18 protein-coding genes are annotated in these 19,040 nt (G+C 65.2%); 1 reads left to right on the forward strand and 17 read right to left on the reverse strand.

Features of this window, described 5'->3' with window-relative positions; genetic code table 11:
- Nucleotides 1–393: 393 nt before the first annotated feature.
- From BMY71_RS24975 to BMY71_RS17345, 9 genes are all read right to left on the reverse strand, one after another.
- Nucleotides 394–549 carry a hypothetical protein gene (locus BMY71_RS24975; protein ID WP_175557703.1) on the reverse strand — a complete coding sequence of 52 codons (156 nt, stop codon included), beginning with the start codon at nucleotides 547–549 and terminating at the stop codon, nucleotides 394–396.
- 52 nt (nucleotides 550–601) lie between these two features.
- Entirely contained in the window at nucleotides 602–2,644 is a 2,043-nt protein-coding gene (locus BMY71_RS17310) for a hydantoinase/oxoprolinase family protein (RefSeq protein ID WP_092685591.1), read from the reverse strand.
- 11 nt (nucleotides 2,645–2,655) lie between these two features.
- Nucleotides 2,656–4,317: a hydantoinase B/oxoprolinase family protein gene (locus tag BMY71_RS17315; protein ID WP_092685382.1), complete on the reverse strand. Its 1,662-nt coding sequence runs from the start codon at nucleotides 4,315–4,317 to the stop codon at nucleotides 2,656–2,658.
- Between the two features lie 85 nt (nucleotides 4,318–4,402).
- Nucleotides 4,403–5,719, reverse strand: coding sequence for an aspartate aminotransferase family protein (locus tag BMY71_RS17320; RefSeq protein ID WP_092685384.1), 1,317 nt, complete (start codon nucleotides 5,717–5,719; stop codon nucleotides 4,403–4,405).
- A 20-nt stretch (nucleotides 5,720–5,739) separates the two neighbouring features.
- A complete protein-coding gene (locus BMY71_RS17325; protein ID WP_011502779.1) occupies nucleotides 5,740–6,447 on the reverse strand; it encodes an ABC transporter ATP-binding protein in 708 nt (235 codons plus the stop codon).
- On the reverse strand, nucleotides 6,434–7,171 hold the full coding sequence (locus BMY71_RS17330) for an ABC transporter ATP-binding protein (RefSeq protein ID WP_092685386.1): 738 nt from the start codon (nucleotides 7,169–7,171) through the stop codon (nucleotides 6,434–6,436). The genes BMY71_RS17325 and BMY71_RS17330 overlap by 14 nt, the downstream gene beginning before the upstream one ends.
- Nucleotides 7,168–8,145, reverse strand: coding sequence for a branched-chain amino acid ABC transporter permease (locus BMY71_RS17335; protein WP_092685388.1), 978 nt, complete (start codon nucleotides 8,143–8,145; stop codon nucleotides 7,168–7,170). Before BMY71_RS17335 ends, BMY71_RS17330 begins: the two co-directional genes overlap by 4 nt.
- A 4-nt stretch (nucleotides 8,146–8,149) precedes the next feature.
- On the reverse strand, nucleotides 8,150–9,025 hold the full coding sequence (locus tag BMY71_RS17340) for a branched-chain amino acid ABC transporter permease (RefSeq protein ID WP_092685390.1): 876 nt from the start codon (nucleotides 9,023–9,025) through the stop codon (nucleotides 8,150–8,152).
- 64 nt (nucleotides 9,026–9,089) lie between these two features.
- On the reverse strand, nucleotides 9,090–10,241 hold the full coding sequence (locus tag BMY71_RS17345; protein WP_175557704.1) for an ABC transporter substrate-binding protein: 1,152 nt from the start codon (nucleotides 10,239–10,241) through the stop codon (nucleotides 9,090–9,092).
- Between the two features lie 174 nt (nucleotides 10,242–10,415).
- On the opposite strand from BMY71_RS17345, the gene BMY71_RS17350 reads away from it, so the two are divergent.
- On the forward strand, nucleotides 10,416–11,207 hold the full coding sequence (locus BMY71_RS17350) for an IclR family transcriptional regulator (protein ID WP_092685394.1): 792 nt from the start codon (nucleotides 10,416–10,418) through the stop codon (nucleotides 11,205–11,207).
- A 40-nt stretch (nucleotides 11,208–11,247) separates the two neighbouring features.
- Here BMY71_RS17350 and BMY71_RS17355 read toward each other — a convergent pair whose 3' ends face one another.
- From BMY71_RS17355 to hutW, 8 genes are all read right to left on the reverse strand, one after another.
- Nucleotides 11,248–12,084 carry a TonB family protein gene (locus BMY71_RS17355; protein ID WP_092685396.1) on the reverse strand — a complete coding sequence of 279 codons (837 nt, stop codon included), beginning with the start codon at nucleotides 12,082–12,084 and terminating at the stop codon, nucleotides 11,248–11,250.
- Entirely contained in the window at nucleotides 12,081–12,518 is a 438-nt protein-coding gene (exbD, locus tag BMY71_RS17360) for a TonB system transport protein ExbD (RefSeq protein WP_092685398.1), read from the reverse strand. The genes BMY71_RS17355 and exbD overlap by 4 nt, the downstream gene beginning before the upstream one ends.
- A gap of 9 nt (nucleotides 12,519–12,527) precedes the next feature.
- A complete protein-coding gene (gene exbB / locus BMY71_RS17365; protein ID WP_092685400.1) occupies nucleotides 12,528–13,325 on the reverse strand; it encodes a tonB-system energizer ExbB in 798 nt (265 codons plus the stop codon).
- Nucleotides 13,318–13,845, reverse strand: coding sequence for a heme utilization cystosolic carrier protein HutX (gene hutX / locus BMY71_RS17370; RefSeq protein WP_092685402.1), 528 nt, complete (start codon nucleotides 13,843–13,845; stop codon nucleotides 13,318–13,320). Before hutX ends, exbB begins: the two co-directional genes overlap by 8 nt.
- Nucleotides 13,846–13,865: 20 nt before the next feature.
- Complete coding sequence (hmuQ, locus tag BMY71_RS17375; RefSeq protein ID WP_092685593.1) at nucleotides 13,866–14,201, reverse strand: heme-degrading protein HmuQ; 336 nt, start codon at nucleotides 14,199–14,201, stop codon at nucleotides 13,866–13,868.
- Between the two features lie 79 nt (nucleotides 14,202–14,280).
- A complete protein-coding gene (locus BMY71_RS17380; RefSeq protein WP_092685404.1) occupies nucleotides 14,281–16,617 on the reverse strand; it encodes a TonB-dependent hemoglobin/transferrin/lactoferrin family receptor in 2,337 nt (778 codons plus the stop codon).
- Nucleotides 16,618–16,829: 212 nt separating this feature from the next.
- Nucleotides 16,830–17,501: an SDR family oxidoreductase gene (locus BMY71_RS17385; protein WP_092685406.1), complete on the reverse strand. Its 672-nt coding sequence runs from the start codon at nucleotides 17,499–17,501 to the stop codon at nucleotides 16,830–16,832.
- Nucleotides 17,502–17,562: 61 nt separating this feature from the next.
- Nucleotides 17,563–19,005, reverse strand: coding sequence for a heme anaerobic degradation radical SAM methyltransferase ChuW/HutW (hutW, locus tag BMY71_RS17390; protein WP_092685407.1), 1,443 nt, complete (start codon nucleotides 19,003–19,005; stop codon nucleotides 17,563–17,565).
- Between the last annotated feature and the right edge of the window lie 35 nt (nucleotides 19,006–19,040).

Consider the following 19,040-nt stretch of genomic DNA (forward strand, 5'->3'; position numbering starts at 1 on the left):
GAACGGCCGCTCGCGCAATTTCATTCGGCGGCCGGCTTCATGGCGAGCAGCATCAACGACCATTGCTTGCGAGCGTACCCTGGCGACGAGCCGTCTTGCGGTCGTCATTGAATGGACGCCGCCTTGCCTGAGCAATCGAATGGCTGCTGAAAAGGAAGATCAGGCGACGGAGTCTCGACGACGGCGACGGCGCCATCCCCGGAACAGGCGATCACCGTTCAATGAAAACGACGGGCTGCATGTCGCGGATTCGACCGGAACGCCGGACCGGACAGATTCAGCGTTGTCTCGAAAATGGCGAACTACTTTTCAGAGCGCCCGCAATCGCTCGGCATCCTGTAGTCGCGAACAATAGGTCTCGGCGGTTAGCTTTCCTGTGCGGAGCGACCTCGGTCACGAGCGAAACACCTGGGGCAAGGCGTCGATCAACAGCGACGACCGTACGCCTTGCGCGATGGATGTCTCCGGATTGAATCGGATGATGACCTCAAACTGACCGAACAAATCGAGTATCAATCGCTGACCACCGGCGTCGCCGTCGGTGATCATCTTCGCGCCGGAAACAGATCGCACGTGCGGCGCCCCGAACCAGTCCGCCCCGCTACGCCAACGCGATATCGAGCCAGCCCAGATCGTTGACCGCGATCCGATCGCCGTCATTGACCACAACTGTCGTGGTTTCCGCCTCGACGATCGCGGGCCCTGGGATGACATGACCCGGCTTCAGCCTGTCCGCCGCATAGACCGGCACGTCCCGCCATGCCCCGAAAAACGCCTTGCGTTTGCCTGATGGCGCACAGGCGGTTGCGACAGCGTCGTCGCGGGCAACATCGGCGCCTTGCGGAATCACGCCGATCGCGGCGACGCGGGCATTGACGAAGACGACTTCCTGATCCGGCGACGCATAGGTGTAGAGCTCTTCGTGCCGGCGATGGAACAACTCCTCGATACGATCGACGATGTCGTCCGACGTCCAGTCGAGATCGTTCAGCGCAACGTCGATCTCGAAGATCTGCTCGCCATAGCGCATCTCGGCGGAGCGCTCGATCGCGACCTCGCCGCCGAACCAGGATGTCAGCCGCCCGGTCGCCTGCTGTTCGAGATCGGAGAAGATCGCCCGCACTTCCGCCGGCGTGATGCGCTGGCCCGCGCTGTAATGCGTGCTGCTGACCTCGTAACGCAGGTCGCTCGTCAGCATCCCCCAGGCCGACAGCACCGATGCGGCGGTCGGCACGATGATGCGCTTGATCTCCAGCTCGCGCGCCACCTCTGCCGCATGAAGACCGGCGGCCCCGCCGAAGCTCAGGAGCGCGTAGCGGCGCGGATCGACGCCGCGGCGCAGGGTCATCAGCCGGATGCCGTCGGCCATCCGCAGATTGACCATGCGATAGATGCCGGCGGCCGCCTCATCGCGCGACAGGTCGAGCGAACGGGCCAGCCGGTCGACGGCCGCCTCGGACGCCGCACGATCCAGCGGCCGCTTGCCGCCCATGAACGCAGCCGCGTCGAGGTAGCCGAGAATGACATTGGCGTCCGTCACCGTCGCCTCGGTTCCGCCATTGCCATAGCAAGCCGGTCCAGGCACGGAGCCCGCGCTTTCCGGGCCGACCCGGAAGGTGCCGCCCGCATCGATCGCCGCAATCGAGCCGCCGCCTGCGGCGATGCTGGTGATGTCGAGACTGCGCAACGCGATCCGTTGATCGGCAAGCCCGCCATCGGCCGAAAGCGAAGCCCGACCATCGGTGATCAGCGAAATATCAGTGCTGGTGCCGCCCATGTCGAACGCAACGAGATCCGGAATCCCGAGCAGGTCGGCGCAGCGGCGGCAGCCCGAAATGCCACCGGCGGGACCGGACAGCACCGTACCGGCCGCGAGACGCGCGGCTTCCTCGACCGGGGCCATGCCGCCATGGGACAGGATGATGAACAGACCGCTGGCGAGGCCGGCCTGCTTCAGCCGCGCCTCCAGATTGGTGAGATAGCGCCGCACCGCCGGCTCGACATAGGCGTTGACGATGGTCGTCGAGATGCGCTCGTATTCCTTGATCTGCGGCAGCACGTCGCTCGACCGCGAGACGCCGACCTCCGGCAACTCGCGCCGCAACCGTTCCGCCGCTGCGATCTCATGAGCGGGATTGCGGTAGGCATGAAGGAAGCAAACCGCCACCGACGTCACGCCTGATGCGCGGACCGCGGCGATCGCCTCGCCGAGCGAGTCCTGGTCGAGCGGGACCAGCACCGATCCATCCGGCTTGACGCGTTCGCGCACGCCGAAGCGCAATTCGCGCGGCACCAGCGGCTCCGGCGGCGCCGTCCGTAGATTGTAGCGATCGCCCTTCAGGCCCTCGCGCATTTCGAGAATGTCGCGATGTCCCTGCGTCGTCAGCAAGGCGACCTTTGCGCCCTTTCGCTCGAGCAGCGCGTTGGTGGCAACCGTCGTGCCATGCACCAGGCGATCGGTCTGGCCGAGCATCTCCGCGCGCGACAGGCCGAGCCGGCGCGCCAGCTCGTCGAGCCCCGTCATCACGCCGATCGACTGATCCGACGGCGTGGACGGCGACTTCGCGAACACGGTCTTGCCTTCGCGATCGATCGCGACCAGGTCGGTGTAGGTGCCGCCGACATCGATTCCAATCGTAAACATCTTCAGGATACTCACTCGGTCGTTGCGTCGGTTGTCGTCAGGCCTTGCGCCACATCGCGCGATCGCGCCTGCTGCGAGCGCTGCTTCGGCGGCCCCCAGCCGCCGCCGCCGCTGGAACGGATTTCAAAGCAGTCGCCGGGCAACACCTCGATGCCGACCTCCTTGGTGCGCAGCACGCGCGGCGCGCGGCCTTTTGAGATCAACGTGTAGTGATGCGGCTTGCCGTCGCTGCCGCCCAACATGCCGCAAGCGCCGTGCCGTGTGCCCTCGCCAGCGGTGTTAGCGCGCGCCGGCTTCGCCGTCTCCATCACGAGATCGAGCGAGACGCCGAGGCCGCCGCGATGCTTGCCCTCGCCTCCGGAATCGGCGCGGAATTCGTGATGGCGGAAGTGCAGCGGAAAGCGTACTTCGGCGACCTCGATGCTGCCGAATTTGATGCCGCCGACCGTGTGCCACTCACCGATCGACGACCAGCCATCGCCGCCCGACGATGCGCCACCACCGGGCCGCGCCTGGAACATGTGCCAGATGAAGCTGCGGCCGTTGCGCGGATCTTCGCCCTGAATGGCGATCCGAAAGCGACGGCTCCAGCCGGCCATGGCGCGGTCCGGACAGGACGCCGACAACGCCTTGACGATGGCCTCGACGATCTCGTTGGAGGGATGGCTGGTGCACATCGTCACCGGCAGGCCGGGATCGGCCCAGACGATGGTGCCCTGCTTCGCCACGACCTTGAGGGGGCGCAGCGCGCCGGCATTCTTCGGAATATCGGCATCGATCAGATACGCGAACGCCATCACGACGGCGGCCTGCATATTCGCGTGCGAGGAGTTCACGAAACTTGTGGTCTGCGGGTCCGAATCCGACAGGTCGATTTCGATGTCGGTCCCCTTCTTCGTAACCTTCGCGGCGATCTTGATGTCGGTGCGGCCGTGGCCGTCGTCGTCGAGAAACGCTTCGCCGTAGAACACGCCGTCCTTCCAGGTCGACAGCACCGCCCGCGTCTGCTGTTCGGCCGCATCGAGAATGGTCTCGACCGCCGCCTCCACGGTCTCTCCGCCGAACTCCCCGAACAGGCGGCGCACGCGGCGTTCGCCGAGATGCGCCGCGCCGACCATCGCCGCGAGATCGCCGCGAAAATCCCGCGGGTTCCGCACGTTCAGCGCCAGCATGTCGAGCAGATCGTCGCGCAGCTTTCCGGCTTCGTAGAGTCGGATCGGCGGCACCCGCAGACCCTCCTGCCAGATATCCGTCGCCGCGGGATTGTACGCGCCATGGGTGGCGCCGCCGATATCGCTCTGGTGCGCCCGCACGATGGTCCAGTAGAGCCGCCGGTCGCCGTCGAACACCGGGACAAATGCCGTGAGATCGGGCAGATGGCTGCCGCCGTGATAAGGATCGTTGAGCAGGACCACGTCGCCCGGCTTGATGTCCTTGAAGCGCTCTTCAACAGCGAGCGTCGCCCAGGACAGCGCGCCGACATGCACCGGGATATGATCGGCCTGCGCGATCAGGCGCCCGTCGACGTCGCAGATGCCGAGCGAGAAATCGCGGCTCGAATTCAGGATCTGCGAATACGACGTGCGCAACATCGCTTCGCCCATTTCGTTCACGATCGAGCTCAATCGATGCTGCACGACGGAGCGGGTGATAGGATCGATCTTCAGGGTCATTGCGAGCCTGCCTGCAAGAATGAGGAGTCCGGTCCGGCGTCATCGCGACGCCGGTCGGAGCGTTGAGAACGGAAAGGCCGTACGATCAGCCGAGCGCTGCGACCTGTTCCAGCGCCGCCGCTGCGGCCTTCACGATCGTCTCGACGTCGGCATCGGTCATCGGCGTCGACAGCGCCAACAAACCGTAGTTTGCCGCGAAAACTCCGTGATTGAGTAGCCCGGCATTGAACGCGGTCTGCCGCTTCGTCTCGACCTCGTTCAGATAGGCCGTGCGATAATCGCGGATCTTGCGATCGGTGAAATGAATCTTCAGCAGCGAGCCGAGACCGACCGTACCGCCGGGCACGCCGGTGTTGCGGAACGCCGCGTCGATGCCGTCACGCACCGCCTGGCCGATCGTATCGAGCCGCGCGAAGGCGGCGGCGTCGAGCAACTCCATCGCAGCGAGGCCGGCGCGCATGGTGACGGGATTGGCCGAGAACGTGCCGCCATGGGGCAGCGCCGGCTTGCCGGACGACGGATCGAACACCGCCATGAACTCTTTGCCGCCCGCGATAGCGCCGACCGGGAAGCCACCGCCGATGATCTTGCCGAGCGTGGTGAGATCCGGCGAGATCCCCCAAAGGCCCTGTGCGCCGTGATAACCCAGCCGGAAGGTGATGACCTCGTCGAAGATCAGCAGCGCTCCGACTTCACGCGTCACCTGACGCAGAGCTTCCAAATAGGCCTTGTCGGCGGGAACGAGCCCTGCCCGGTTCGGCATCGGATCGACCAGAACGCAGGCGAGCTCCGGACCGTGTTCGCGGATCAGGCTCACGGCTGCTTCGATGTCGTTGAACGGAATGGTCACGACATCGGCGAGCACGTTCTCCGGCGTCCCCTTGGCGTAAGCGACGGAGACCGGCGCGTTGCCGCCCCAGGCCGCAGGCGTCGGATCGAGGCTGACTTCGGCATAGTCGTAGGAGCCGTGATAGGCGCCCTCGCATTTCGCGATCTTCGGGCGCCCGGTGTATGCACGCGCCGCCTTCAGCGCCATCATCACGGCCTCGGTGCCGGAATTGGCGAAGCGAACCTGGTCGACAGAAGGCAGTCGCGCCGCGAGTAGTTCGGCGAGATCGACCTCGGATTCCGTGGGCATACCGAAGGCTGAACCCAGCGCGAGCTGCCTGGTCGCGGCCTCGATCAGCACGGGATGCGAATGGCCGTGGATCAGCGAGGTGAAGTTGTTGATGCAGTCGATATATTCGTTGCCGTCGAGATCCCTGACGCGGCAGCCGGCGCCCGACGCCGCATAGATCGGAAACGGCTTCATGAACACGGTGGTGCGCGTATTGCCACCCGGCAGGCTGTGCATCGCACGCTGGTACAGATCGCGGGACTTCGCGTGATTGTCAGGATACATGCTACCTCGTGACTCCGGTTTCAACGGCCCAGATAGGCTTCGCGCACGCGCGCATTGTGCTTGAGTTCGCTGGCCGGCCCCTCGAGCACGATGCGCCCGGTTTCCAGCACGTAGGCACGATCGGCGACCGACAGCGCCAAGACGGTATTCTGTTCGACGACGAGAATGGTCAGGCCGCTCTCGCTGATCAGCTTGACGCGTTCATAAACCTCTTCGGCGAGCCGCGGCGCCAGACCGAGCGAAGGCTCGTCGAGCAACAAAAGCTTCGGCCGCGCCATCAGCGCGCGCCCGATCGCGAGCATCTGCTGTTCGCCGCCGGATAGCGACCATCCGAGCTGTTTGCGACGCTCCTTGAGGCGAGGAAACAGTTCGAACGTACGATCGAGATCGGCCGCGATGGACTCGCCCCAACGCCGCCAGCTCACCGAGGCCAGTGACAGATTCTCTTCGACCGTCAGACCGGGGAAAATGCGCCGCCCCTCCGGCGCCTGCGAGATGCCCTTGGCGACGCGCCGGTCGGTCGACCACTCCGAGATCGACACGCCCTCGAGTTGAATGTCGCCGGACGACGCGCGATTGAGCCCGGAGATCGTGTGCAGCAGCGTCGTCTTCCCGGCGCCATTGGCGCCGATCAGCGCGACGGTCTCGCCGGTAGCGACTTTCAGCGTAACGCCCTGCAACGCCAGGATGTCGCCATGAGCGACGACGAGATCGTTACACGTCAGCATGGACATAACCTTCGCCAAGATAGGCCGACAGCACGGCAGGATCGGCCTGTATCTCCGCCGGCGTGCCTTCCGCGATCTTGCAGCCGAAATTGAGCACGAAGATCCGCTCGGCGAGGCGCATGACCATGCCCATATTGTGCTCGATCAGCACGATGGCGAGCCCGTGCCTGGCGCGTAGCTCCGTCAGCCGATCGACCAGTTGATCGACCTCTCCGGAATTCAGACCTGCGGCCGGCTCGTCCAACAGCAGGACCTGCGGCCGGCAGGCCAGCGCCCGCGCGAGCTCCACCATGCGGCGGCGGCCATAAGACAGTGAACCGATCGCCTCATCCGCGTCCTCGGCGAGTCCCATCTGGGCGATCACCTCCATCGAAACTTCGCGCAGAGCGGCTTCGCTGAGATCGCCGCGGATAGCGGCGCCGGTCATGACGTTCTCCAGCACGTTCAGCCGTGGAAACACCCGGCCGTGCTGGAAGGTGCGGCCAAGACCGGCACGGATGCGCCGGTTGGTGGCCATTCGGGTGATCGCCCGGCCGCCCAGCACGACCTGCCCTTCATCGGGCATCGCAAGACCGGTCAGCACATTCAACAGCGTCGATTTGCCGGCGCCGTTCGGCCCGATCACGGCGACGAACTGTCCCTTCGACACGGTCAGATCGACATCCGTCAATGCCGCGAGACCGCCATAGCGCTTGTGAATATTGCGCGCTTCCAGAACGGTCATGGCTTCGCCTCCGGAACGCGGACGGACGCAGCGGATGACGGCTTGCGTGACCGGCGCAAACGCTGGCCGAGACCGACCAGCCCGGTCGGCAGGAAGACAAGGATGCAGAGCATCAGCAATCCGAAGAAGAACAGATAGGCGGTGCCGAGGAAGCGCAGCCATTCCGGCAGGAAGGTGAGCAGGATCGCGCCGAGGATCGCACCGACGATGGTGCTCTCCCCGCCGACGATGAGCATCGCCAGATAGGTGATGGAATGCGCATAGGTGAAGTCCTCCGGTGCCACGAAGCGGACATGCAGCGCGAACAGACAGCCGGCGATGGCGGCGCAGACCGCCGACAGCACGAAGGCCGTGATCTTCACCCGCGTGGTATCGATGCCGATCATCTCGGACGCGATCTCGTCATCGCGCACGGCCATCATCTCGCGGCCATGACGGGAGCCGTGCAGGATGGCGGCGAGCGCAGCGACGATCGCGAGAACCACCAGCGCCAACCACAGAAAACGGTGCTCGCCGGCGACGGCTAGCGTGCCGATGGTGAGTTCCGGGATCCGCGCGATGCCATTGGTGCCGCCGGTCAGGTCGATCCAGTTCGACGTCACGATGTAGAACGACACGTTGAGACCCAGCGTCGCCAGCGCAAGATAGTGGCCGCGCAGGCGCAGCAGCGGATAGCCGATCAGCGCTGCCAGCACCGCAGTGGCGGCGATCGCAGCAGGCGCCGCGAGCCAGGGCGACCAGCCGCTGGTCACCGTCAGAATTGCCAGTCCATAAGCCCCCACCCCGACAAAAGCCGCGTGGCCGAGCGAGATCAGGCCGGCATAGCCGAACGCGAAATTCAGACCGATCACGGCCACCGCGGAGATCGCCGACAGATTCAACAGCCGTAGATAGTATTCAGGCAGAACCGCCGACAGCAGGCCGCCGATGACGAGGATCGCCGCGGCGATCGAAAGCGCATTGCGTATCGCCATCGGATCAACCCCGGTCCTGGATCTTTTCGCCGAAAACGCCCTGCGGACGCACCAGCAAGAAGACGATCATGATGCCGAACGAGATCAGGTCCTTATAGGCGGACGACACATAGGACGCGCCGAGCACCTCGCTGAGGCCGACGAACAGACCGCCGACGATCGCGCCCGGCAGACTGCCGAAACCACCGATGATCGTCGCGGCGAACGCCTTCAACGCGATCGGATCACCCATATTGACGTCGGCGAACCACATCGGTCCCAGCATCAGGCCCGCCACGCCGGCGAGAACGGCGGCGAGCACCCATGACAGGGCCAGCAGTCGGTTGACCTTGAGACCCATCAGTTTGGCGGCCTGCAAATCCTGCGCGACCGCGCGCATGCCGACGCCGACGGAGGTGCGATTGAACAACAGCCAGAGGCCGCCCACCATGATGGCGGTCACGCCGACGACGCCGAGCGCATGGGTCGAGATGATCGCGCCGCCCAGAGTCACCGCGCTGTCTTCCACCGGCGACGGGAGCCGGAACGGCCATGAGCCGAACGACAGCAGCGCTGCGTTCTGCATGGTAATGCTGATGGCGACGGTGCCAATGATGATCGTGACGACGGATCCGCGCCGCAGCGGCAGATAGACGGCACAGAAAAACAGCGCTCCGAACAGCGCCATGATGAGGAGCGCCGCGCTATAGGCGAATGGCCAGGGCAGCTGCGCATTCAGAAGGGTCGCAACGCCGGCGAACGTTCCGAACATCACGAACTGACCAGCCGCGAAATTCACCACACCGGTCGCCGAATAGACGATCACGAATCCGATCGCAGCCAGCGCGTAAACGCTTCCGATCGCCAGTCCGTTGACAAGTAGCTGGACGAAGTCCGCCATGATGCCGCTCTCTTTCCTCCTCGCGACCGGTCGAGCCGGTCGCGAGGCCAATTCGGTCGATGGATCAGTCGAGGTTGACGCGCTGCACCAGCTCGAGGGTCTTGCTGCCCGCCTTGGCCTTCACCACGGCGAGATCGCGCACCCCGTTGCCCTTGGCGTCGTAGCTGTAGACGTGGCCAACTCCCTGCCAATCCTTCACAGCGGCGAGCCACTCGCGCAGCGCCTTCGGATCGGTGCCGACTTTGCGCATGCCGTCGGCCATCAGAAATGCGCCGTCGTAGTAAGCAAGGCCATAGGGATCCGGATCGATTCCAAACTTCGCCTTGAAGCGCTCGACATAGTCCTTCATGCGGTCGCCGGCGGTGGCGTCCATGAACGTATCGACGACACCCCAGACGCCCTCGAGATCGGCGGGCGACAGCAATTGCATCGCGGCCGGCACCAGCGCGGCCGACGATGTGACCAATGGCATCTTGAAGCCGAGCAGCTTGGCCTGGCGCAGCACCAGCGCGCCGTCCTGCGGATAGTTGAAGATCAGGATGGTGTCGGCGCCCTTGCTGCGCAGGCTGAGCAATTGTGCCGAGAAGTCCTTGTCGTTCTGGCCATAGGCCTCCATGCCGACAACCGGAATGCCCGCAGCCTCGAAGCGTTTGGCAGCCGTCTGCGCACCGCCCTGCCCGAAATCGTTCTGAATGTAGAGAATGCCCGGCTTCTTCGCCTTGATGACGTCGACCGCAGCTCTCACCATCCCCGCGGCCGAGACACTGTCGGCCGGCCGGATACGGAACATCCATTCGTTGCCGCCATCGGCCACCGCGTCGGCGCCGCCCGCATACATCGCCGGGACCCCGATCTTCTTCAATTCAGGCGCGACCGCGAGATTCTGCGTCGAATAGCTCGACAGGAAGAAGAACGCCGGCTTGGTTTCCTGGGCGAGCTTCACGAAGGCGTTGACGGCAGTGCCGTTGGACGCCTGCGTGTCCTCGAACACGACCTTGATCTGGCGGCCGTTGATGCCCCCTGCCTTGTTGATGTCCTCTTCGGCCATCGCCAGGGAGTTCTGATATTGCTTGCCGGTCAACGACAGCGGCCCCGTGATCGGGACTGTCGCGCCGATCAGAATCGGTCCCGCCTGCTGCGCATTCGCCGCTCCGACGAACGACAACACCGTCGCCGCCACCATCGAACTCAGAAACTCTTTCCGTGTGATACCCACGTTGCGCCTCCTCCAGAGAAATTGCGTGTTCCCGGCCCCGGCGATCCGAGGCCTCTTGACAAGCCATTCCGTTTTTCGGAACATTATTCCGATTACTGAAACGGTAATCGGCGACGATACCAAGAGTCAAGCCGAACAAATCGGCGCACCCCCGCCCAGCAATTGGTCAGCCCGATGTCCACAGATGATGCCTCGCCCGGTCCGCTCGCACGCTATATCGACGTCCTGGAGGTGATCGCGGCGTTTTCCGGCGCGATCACGCTGGCTGACGTGTCGTCCATTCTCGATCTGCCGAAGACGACGGCGCACAGGCTTCTCAAGGGGCTGGTGCGCGCGGGGCTTGCGGTCGAAGGCGATGCGGGCCGCAGCTATTACGTCGGCGAACGCTTGACGCGACTGCTGCATGCCGGAGCCGACGACGGCTGGTACGCCTCGCTCGCCGGGCCGCATCTACGCGCGCTGACGGAGGCTTCGACGGAAACCTGCTATCTCGCACGGCTGATCGGATCCCGCGTGGTCGTCGCCCTCTCCTACTCGCCGGATGTCAGATGGCGCGGCTATGTGCAGCCGGGCATCGAAATGCCGGTCAATGCCGCCGCCACTGGCAAGGCGATCATGGCGTTCCAGAGCAAGGCGTTGATCGCGGAAGCGCTCTCGCACGAATTGCCAAAGCCCACGATCAATTCACACACCAGCAGGAAATGGATCGAGCAGGAGTTCGCCAAGGTCAGGACCAACGGCTACGCGACTTGTATCGGGGAGATCGACGAAGGACTCGCCGCGATCGCCGTGCCGGTGAGGCTGCCGAACGGAGCGGTGCTTCATTCGGTCGGCATGACAGGCCCGCTGGAGCGCATCATGAACAAGCAGTTGTCCACAAGACTGGCTGCACTGCGGGCCACGGCCGCGACCTTGGCAAAAGCGCTGGCGCTCGGCTCGACGATCAAGCAGCGGAGTTCCTCCTGATCGAAAACGCCCGCTTCCGGCCGGAGTTCAACGTTCACGGCTACTGCCGCACAAAGTAGTTCACCGGTACGCTGAAGCTGAGAGTGGCCTGCGGCAACTCAGGCGGGAACGGCGGCAGCGGCTCTGAGCGGCGAACCATCGACAATGTCTCGGCGTCGAGCCCGGCGTCTCCGGACGATCGCACCAGCCGCGCGCCGAGCAGCTGCCCGGATCGTCCGACGGTGAAGGCCAGCGTCGCGGTGCCCTGCTCGCCGGCGGCGCGCGCATTCGCCGGGTAACGCTTGAACCGCTGCAGATGCGCGGCGACGCGTTGCCGATAGGTCGGTAGCGCAGCGGCTGCGTCAGCGCCGGCGAGTGCTGCCGTCTCGGTCATGGCGCGGCGTTCGGCGCGCTGGGGCGCGCTGCTTCGCGGCGCCGGCGGCGTATCCGACGGATGCAGCTTGGCGACTTGGCGCTTGACCGGCTTTGCCCGCACCGGCTCGGCCTTTGCCTGCGTCGGTTCGGCTTTGTCGGCGTCCGAGCTCGACTTGGATTCGGGCGGTATCGGCGCCTGCGGTGCAGGCTGCAGCGGCGTTGCCGCGATCTCAGGCGGCGCGGCGGCGCTTTCCCGAGGCTCGGGCTCGGCATCCGGCGTCTCCGCCTCCTGCATCTCGGGGCCGGACGGCAGATCGAACCGGCTCGGCTGCGGCGCCGCAGTGGCGGGGGCCATGTCGATCATGATCGTCGGCATTGTCTCGCCCGGCGGCGGTGTCTGCGCGTAGTAAGCCAGCGCCGCCGCGATTGCCGCGGCGTGGACGCCGACGATCACCGCCGCCGACAGCAGCCAACGCGACGCAGCGCCGCGCTCGGAACGGCCATGCAGCGACCAGGCGTTCATGGCGCACTCCTGCCGTCGAGCCCGACCAGCGCCACCTTGAGATAGCCGGCGTCGCGCAGCAGATTCATCACCGCCATCAATTCACCGTAGCTCACCGCCTTGTCGGCACGCAGAAATATCCGCTCGTCCTTGTTGCCGCTTGTCGCTGCGTCGAGCGCCGCGCCGACCGCCTCGCGCGCGATCACCTGTTCGCCGAGCGCCAGCGACAGATCGGGTTTCAGCGAAATGAAGATCGGCTTGTCCGGGCGGGCCTGCGGCTCGGCCGTACTGGTCGGCAGATCGACGCCGAGATCGACGGTGGCGAGCGGCGCGGCCACCATGAAGATGATCAGCAGCACCAGCATCACGTCGATGAACGGCGTCACGTTGATTTCGTGCGTCTCGGCGAGATCGTCGTCGCCGCCTGCCCGCTTTGCGCCGAGCTTCACCGCCATGGCCTTATCTCACGCCGCGCGCCGGCCGCAGCGCTGGCGGGCCGCCTCACGGCCGATCAGCAGCAGCAATTGCGCGGATGCGTCGCCGAGCAGCGCCCGATAGGATCCGATCCGCCGCGACAGATGATTGTAGATCACCACCGCCGGGATTGCTGCGACCAGACCGAGCGCGGTCGCCAGCAGCGCCTCGGCGATGCCCGGCGCGACCACGGCGAGATTGGTGGTGTTGGCTTTCGAGATGCCGATGAAGGCGTTCATGATGCCCCACACCGTGCCGAACAGCCCGACAAACGGCGCCACTGCGCCGATGCTCGCGAGCAGGCCGGTGCCGATCGCGGCCCGGCGCACCGCGGCGGCTTCGACGCGCTCCAGCCGCAAGCTGACGCGATCGGCGAAGCCATCGTCCTGAATCCCGCCGGACAGGCTCGCCTCGCGCGCCACCGAGCGGATCATCTGCGCGACGGTGTCGCTATCCTCGCCGCATTCCGCTTCGACCTGCGCCAGCGTGGCGCCATTGTCGAGCAGGTCGAGCCCGCGCCGCGCCAACGTGACGTTGCGGCGCAGTTCGATCGATTTCGCCAGCCACACCGTCCAGGCGGCGAGCGACGCAAGCGCCAGACCGATCATCACGGTTCTGACCACCATGTCGGCGTTGACGAACATGCCCCAGGGCGACAGGTCGCGCGGCAGCGCCGCCATGTCCGCGCTCGCCGCGATGGCGGCATTCGTCGATAGCAGCGAGGCAGCAGCCAGCCACGCGGCGGCGAGCGCGCCACGCGTGACGCCGTTTTGGCGAGGCCTAGTCAACGGGTTCCCCACTGAACCGGCGGGCGAGCGAGTTGAACCGCACCATCTGGTCGGCGCGCAACTGGCGATTGGAATCGCGGCCGACGAACACCTTGAACATGATGCCGCCATTGCGGTTGAGGAACGCCACGAACGCGCTGGCCTTGCCCATGAACGGCCGCTCGACGAAAGCCACAGCGGCACAATTGTCGTGCTTCAGATGGCCGTGCAGCCCCTTGGGCTGGATCAGATTGAAGTAACCGCGACCGATCTCGCCGGCCGGCACCTCTCCGGTGAATTCGAAGATGGCGTCCTCGGTGTGCACGATCAGCGTCACCTCGCCCCAGGTCGCGATGTCGTTCATCGCCGGGACGAAGGCGTCACCGGGACCGAGCCGCACCATCCCCGGCGGCAGCGCCTCGATCACGTCGCGCGGCGACACACTCCATTGCCGCGCGACGTCCTCGATCACCGCGGCCGGGTTCTCGGCCATCTGGGCCCGAAGATCGGCGGGCTTCAACTTCAACTCGGACGTCACCATCAACCTCACTCCATTGCCGCTCAGGCGGCCGCTTCGGACTTGCGTTCGGTGCGAAGGACTTCAAATCCTTCGAAGCGGGGATGGCCGAGATACAGGCTCTGCCCGGTGTCATTGCCGGCGCGCGCGTGCGATCGGCGGAATTGCTCCGACGTGGTCCAGGCCTCGAACGCCGCCTTGTCGGCCCAGGTCGTGTGGGTCGAATACAGCGTGTGGTCGTCGCTCACCGGTCCCTTGAGCAGATGAAACTCGATGAACCCTTTCATCTCGCCAAGATAGGACTCCCGCGCGCTCCAGATCGCCTCGAACGACGCCTCTGCGCCACGCTTCACCTGAAACCGATTCATAGCTATGAACATTTCATCTCCCTTGCCTTTGTTTACCTGATAGGCCGCCACCCGCGGCGCCGTTGCCGACGCCCCGGCTCGCGGCGGATTGCTATGCACCTCCGAAGTGCACCTTGATCCCGCCCTTGTACACGATGCCCGGCCCGGGACTGCTGAACAGAACGTCGTTCTGCGTGGTTCCGTCCGACGACGATCCCGGGATCGCATAGGGACGATAGTAATTGTTCAGCAGATTATCGATCGAGAAGTTCACGGTGACGTCCGACGTCGGCCGGTACGACACGTTGAGATTCACCAGATCATAGGATGTCGCCGGCAGATAGCCGGTCGGAAGATTGGAGTTGCCCGCATAAGATGCCCATTGCGCCGCGATCGTCAATTGACGGTCGAGCAAGCGGACGCCGCCCGAGGTGACGACCTTTCGCGACGGAACCGCGGCGAGACCGATTCCGGTATCGGGGTTGGTGCCGCGCAGCGCAGAAGCGCTGACGCCGACGAACCATAGCCCGGCATCGTAGGACGTCTCGAGTTCGACGCCGTCGATCCGCGCGTGCGGGATATTCTGGTACTGGTAATTCTTGCTATAGAGGCCGTAAGCAGCCCCCAGCCGCGACGCCTGCGGCGGCGACCCGACCAGGTCGATGTAGTTGTCGATATCATTGCGGAAGGCGTTGATCTTGCCCCGGAAGCTGTCACCCGCGATGAACACGTCGTTGTATTTGAGGTTGATGCCGACTTCCTTGTTCTTGCCGACTTCGGGCCGCAGCCCGGTGTTCGGGATCAGGCAGAACAGACCGGTCGCGCCGTCCGCACAGGCGAACAGCGCCGGCCCGCCGCCGGTGGCGTGCGAGCCCGCGATCAGCGTCTCGGTGATCGACGGCGCGCGGTAGCCTTCGGCATAGCTGAGATAGGGCGTGAGGCCCGCCAGCGGGGTAACGCCGAGCGTGATCTTGGGCGACAGCCGGCTACCGCTCGCGGAGTTGGTCTGCGAATTGAGTTCGTAATGATCGAACCGCGCCGCGCCGATCACCTCGAGCCAGCTCGCATAATTGTTCTTGAGTTGGACGAATCCGCCGGACACCGTGCGCTCGCCGCTCGGGGTCGTGATGTTGGAGTTGCCCCGCGAATCCGCGGTCGTGACCTTGTCGTTGAAGGCGTCGAAGCCGTAGGTCACCGCGGTGCGCCAGTCGCCGTAGTCGAACCGCGTGGTGTTGTTGGCGTCGATGCCGATCGTATCGAGCCGGTAGCCGCGCTTGTCGCCGATGCAACCCGAGATGTTGTTGCCGTAGTTTCCGGCGCCGCAATAGGCCGAACCGCTGGTGGAATTGTGATAGGTCTTGGTCTGGTCGTTGTCGGTGCGGTTGCCGTACAGGCTGATGTTCCAGTCGAACAGCATGTCGTCCGGCCGTGAGTACTTCCAGCTCAACGTTCCGGTCGAATTCCGCACGTTGGAGTCGTAGACCGACGAGCCTTGGTAAAGTGCGCGCTGCGCCGCGGTCAGCACCGGTCCGCGGTTGAACTGGCCGATGTTGTAATTGTAGTCTTGGAACAGGCCGCCTATCTTGACCTCGTGGCCCTCGGCCGGCCGCACCGTGAGCTTGAGCAACCCGCCGGCGAGGTCGTTGCCGGTATTGCCGATCTCGGTGCCGGCGCCGTCCTTGTAGTTGCCCTGCGTGCGGTACAGCGCGCCGCCGAACACGTCGACGGTCGGATCGACCCGGATGCCGCCGAACACCGAGCCGAGCCCACGGGAATTGTTGCTGCCATAGGAGCCCGTCATGTCGACGCCCCAGCGTTCACCGGCCCGCAATACGTCGTCAATGTCCTTGGTCCGAAACGAGACCACGCCACCGATCGCGCCCGAGCCGTAGATGTTGGCGCTCGGACCGCGCACGACATCGACGCCGCCGATCATTTCAGGATCGAGGAAGAACGAGCCCTGCGCATTGTGGCCGGAGCGCTGATAGTTCTGCCGCGCACCGTCGACCACGACGCCGACCCGGCCGAAATCCTGCAGACCGCGGATGTTGATCGCGGTCGACGGATCGTCGCCGCGATCCTGGAACGATACGCCCGGCGTGGCGACGAAGATGTCCTGCAGCCGGTTCGGCTGAAGCCGCTGGATCTGGTCGACAGTGATCGCGCTCGCCGGCGCAAGCGCGTCGATCGCGCGCTCTTCGGTTTTGGTGGAGACCACGGTGATCGCATCGAGCGACTGGGTCGATGGACCAGCTTGCGCATAGGCGTCTAGCGGGTCAGTCGCCGGCATCTGTAGAGCCGGCTTTGCTACTTGGTCTCGCGTGACCGGCTTCTGCTTTTTGGATTGCGGCGACAGCACCGCGGTTTGCGCCGCGCTCGGCGTGGCCGCCAGCGCAATAACGGATACGGATAGCAACAGCGCACAGATGCGCGAGTTCAGCCCCACCATGACAACCCCGATCGAGTTTGTTGATTGCGGCTGGCGGGCTCGCCCGAGGGCAGCTGGCTGGCAGAGACCGTCGGCAAATGCCAACGGATTGCGATTTGGTAACGGAACGGAAACAGGCGGTCAACGTCGCGCGATCGCCGATTAAAGTAATTGTAAGGAAGACGCGCCTCAGATCACCAGCGCGACGACGCAGCGCTGATGATGAACAACGATCAAGCGCTCGGCGGCAGGGCGAACTCACGCAGATCGGAAGGCTCTGCCGGCAACGTCGTCCGATTGACGGCCGACAGTGTTAGGCGGTGCGTAGCAGCGGCCGCGACCGAACGCAGCACCAGCGCTGCGAGATCTATTCGGGCGATCCATCCATGCACACGGGGATCGTCATACAGCGCGCCGGCGCCGGTCGCCTCGCCGTCGGTCAACCCGCCGGGACGAATGATGGTCCAGTCGAGATCGAGCCGGCGCAGATGATCCTCCGCGCGGGTCTTGGCCTCGAGCACCGGGCCGATCGCGGCGATGATCCGCTCGGAGGCGAACGGCCGGCTGTCGCCGCAGGCGAGCGACGAAATCTGCACCAGGCGCCGCACGCCACCGATCACTGCGGCATCGGAAATCGCGTTGTTACCGAATTCGTCGACCAGCTGCCCATCCGGCAGAGCGCCGCCGACCGTTGCAATGATCGCATCCGGCGCGACGCGCGTCACGACATCGGCGACCTGATCAGCATCGGCGAGATCGACAATGGAGATCGCCGCCGCGTCGCCGAGGTCCTGCAGGCGTTCCCCGTTGCGGCCGGCGGCGTGTACGCTCCAGCCGATGGCCGCGGCCTGAGACACCAGATGCCGACCGGTCCGACCGGTCGCGCCGAATACCAGAATCTTCATACAGCCCCATCCACATTCAAAAGGCGGTCTGCCCGCGCGAGCGATCTCAGCATAGCCGACCTCACACCGAACCGCAGCAGGCGTTTGATTCCGCCTGCGTCGCGGACTGCAAACCAGCGGACAGGCCGCTGGTCAAATTGCCGATCCAGAACGCACCGGCATGATTGGGTTTGAAGCCGTCGCCGCTCAACTCGCCGAGGCCGGCCGCCGCCCAGTTCGCGAGCAGCGGCGCCACCGCAACGCGGAATCCGGGGCGCAGCGCCTCGATCGCGACGAGGTCGAGCCGTCCGGTTTCAAGTCCTGCAGCAATCATCGCATGGGCGGCGTGATCGGGCGGCACCAGCGCCAGCGCTTCAACCGGCTCGCGATGCTGTGCGATCATCTCGCGACGTTGCGCGATCTCGATCACGTTGCGCCAGCGATAGCCGTGCGCCTGGCCGCCGGCGCCGGCGCCGAACGGCAGACACGTGACGCCGCGCTTGATCGCGGCGTTGTAGCGGTTGAACTCGCGCACCGAGCGAACCAGATGCGACTGCGACACCTGCAGCCAGCCGAGCGCAGCGAGTCGCTCTACCGCATCAGCATAAGCGCGCGCCTGTTCGCCAGGTGTCGCAGGCGGCGACAGCTTGCCCTTCTCGATCGCGCTCGCCAACGGCCCGCCGGGAAACGTGTTGAGCGCATAGAGCGTGACGCCGTCGATTCCGATCTGGTCGACGATCTCGATGTCGCGACACCATTCCGCCCGGTCGTGCCCCGGCAGCCCATAGATCAGATCGCAGACAACCGCCGTGCGGCCGAGCGCGACCAGATCGGCCAGAAACGACTTCACCTCCGGGCCGGAGAGCTTGCGGCCGAGCCGACGCCGCACCTCGGTCGAGAACGTCTGCACCCCGATCGACAGCCGCGTCACGCCGGCATCCGCCACCTTCACAGCCTTCGCCAGATCGAATCCGAACGCCCGTCCTTCGAGCGTGATCTCACAATCGCTCGTCAGCGGCAGATAATGCCGCAGGCCCTCGACGAGACGTGCGAGATCGTCTGCTGCGAGCGCCGATGGCGTGCCGCCGCCGATATAGACCGCGTCGATCGGCGCCGACGACACCAGCGCAGTGGTGGATCTGGTCGCGAGTTCGGCGAGCAGATCGTCGACATAAGCGGCCCCGGCCTCCGGACGCCAGGCATTCTGGAAGAAGCCGCAGAACAGGCAGCGCGTCTGACAAAAGGGCACGTGGACGTAGGCGACGGCCGTCTCCTGCCGCGGTGTCGCGAAGATCCTCTTGAACACTGCGTCGACATCCTCGGTGTCGACCGGCCGGCTGCCGCGCCACGGCGGCGAGAACGACCGCCTCTCGAACGCCCCTGTCAGCGGATCGCAACCGATCCGTACGAAGTAATCGCTGACCCGCGCCGCCGCGGCCGGCGCCGGATGGCGCCCCTGCGCGCCATGATGGTCGTGCGCGCCATGCGCCGATCCGCCGCTCATCCTCGCCTTCGCCATCGTCATCGGAAGCGCCCTCGTTCGGAAGCGACGCAGCCGAT

It is taken from the genome of Rhodopseudomonas pseudopalustris (assembly GCF_900110435.1).
Classification (GTDB): domain Bacteria; phylum Pseudomonadota; class Alphaproteobacteria; order Rhizobiales; family Xanthobacteraceae; genus Rhodopseudomonas; species Rhodopseudomonas pseudopalustris.

Coding starts and splice junctions, on each gene's coding strand:
- hmuQ (WP_092685593.1), bottom strand. CDS start 14,201: ATGTTCATAGCTATGAATCGGTTTCAGGTGAAGCGTGGCGCAGAGGCG.
- BMY71_RS17385 (WP_092685406.1), bottom strand. CDS start 17,501: ATGAAGATTCTGGTATTCGGCGCGACCGGTCGGACCGGTCGGCATCTG.
- BMY71_RS17340 (WP_092685390.1), bottom strand. CDS start 9,025: ATGGCGGACTTCGTCCAGCTACTTGTCAACGGACTGGCGATCGGAAGC.
- BMY71_RS17380 (WP_092685404.1), bottom strand. CDS start 16,617: ATGGTGGGGCTGAACTCGCGCATCTGTGCGCTGTTGCTATCCGTATCC.
- BMY71_RS17315 (WP_092685382.1), bottom strand. CDS start 4,317: ATGACCCTGAAGATCGATCCTATCACCCGCTCCGTCGTGCAGCATCGA.
- BMY71_RS17335 (WP_092685388.1), bottom strand. CDS start 8,145: ATGGCGATACGCAATGCGCTTTCGATCGCCGCGGCGATCCTCGTCATC.
- BMY71_RS17330 (WP_092685386.1), bottom strand. CDS start 7,171: ATGACCGTTCTGGAAGCGCGCAATATTCACAAGCGCTATGGCGGTCTC.
- BMY71_RS17320 (WP_092685384.1), bottom strand. CDS start 5,719: ATGTATCCTGACAATCACGCGAAGTCCCGCGATCTGTACCAGCGTGCG.
- BMY71_RS17355 (WP_092685396.1), bottom strand. CDS start 12,084: ATGAACGCCTGGTCGCTGCATGGCCGTTCCGAGCGCGGCGCTGCGTCG.
- BMY71_RS24975 (WP_175557703.1), bottom strand. CDS start 549: ATGATCACCGACGGCGACGCCGGTGGTCAGCGATTGATACTCGATTTG.
- BMY71_RS17310 (WP_092685591.1), bottom strand. CDS start 2,644: ATGTTTACGATTGGAATCGATGTCGGCGGCACCTACACCGACCTGGTC.
- hutW (WP_092685407.1), bottom strand. CDS start 19,005: ATGACGATGGCGAAGGCGAGGATGAGCGGCGGATCGGCGCATGGCGCG.
- exbD (WP_092685398.1), bottom strand. CDS start 12,518: ATGGCGGTGAAGCTCGGCGCAAAGCGGGCAGGCGGCGACGACGATCTC.
- hutX (WP_092685402.1), bottom strand. CDS start 13,845: ATGGTGACGTCCGAGTTGAAGTTGAAGCCCGCCGATCTTCGGGCCCAG.
- BMY71_RS17325 (WP_011502779.1), bottom strand. CDS start 6,447: ATGCTGACGTGTAACGATCTCGTCGTCGCTCATGGCGACATCCTGGCG.
- BMY71_RS17350 (WP_092685394.1), top strand. CDS start 10,416: ATGTCCACAGATGATGCCTCGCCCGGTCCGCTCGCACGCTATATCGAC.